The 708-nt window shown below is 79.4% G+C and carries 2 pseudogenes; both read right to left on the bottom strand.

Annotated features, from left to right (window positions below):
• Positions 1–420, bottom strand: a pseudogene (locus G3I53_RS01550) (nickel transporter); the annotation flags it as partial.
• Positions 417–708, bottom strand: a pseudogene (locus G3I53_RS01545) (hypothetical protein); the annotation flags it as partial. The pseudogenes G3I53_RS01545 and G3I53_RS01550, both read right to left, overlap by 4 nt.

Here is a 708-nt window from a genome sequence, read left to right as displayed (position 1 = left end):
GACGCGCGCGGGGCCCTCGTCGGGCAGCGGTGCGGTCAGCCGGCACTCCACGCGCAGGGTGTCCAGCCCCGCCTGCCCGGGCCGCACCCGGGCCCGGCTGCCGTCGACGCTGAGCGGCACCGCGCGTCCGTCGACACGGACCTCGCTGTCCCGGGCGGCCTCAGAACAGCGGTCCCGGGCCCAGGCGTCCGGCCCGCCCCGCCGCTCGATGTCCGGGCCGGCCTGCGTGGCCGGGATCTCGGCGAGGTCCTCGACGTGACGCACCCGCAGCTCACCCGGCGCGGCGACCAGTCCGTCGTAGCGGTTGACGGTGAAGTTGCCCAGCGGGTGCGCGCTCGCCGCCGGGGCGGGGGCGAGGACGAACGCGCCGACGGCGGTCAGGACGGCGGCGCCCGCGGCGACGGAACGGCCCGGGCTCACCGCCCCGCCTCCAGATCCTTCAGCGCCGCCTTCGCTTCCCGCGCGCCGAGCGGGGAGAACCCGGGGTTCAGCCGCAGCGCGGCGGTGAGGGAGGCGCGGGCGGCCCGGTGGTCGCCGACGGCCCGCTCGATCATGCCCCGGTGGTGGAGGAACGCGGCGCTGCGGTAGCCGGTGGCGGTGGCCCGGCGGGCGTACCGGAGCGCCTCCTCGTCGCGGCCCGACCGGTGCAGCGCCCACGCCAGGGCGTCGGCGGTGTGCACGCTGTGCCGCCGCGCCCACTCCGCGCGG

The sequence above is a fragment of the Streptomyces sp. SID14436 genome (assembly GCF_010548465.1).
Taxonomy (GTDB): Bacteria; Actinomycetota; Actinomycetes; order Streptomycetales; family Streptomycetaceae; genus Streptomyces.
This window is presented reverse-complemented; position numbering and strand designations above follow the sequence as displayed.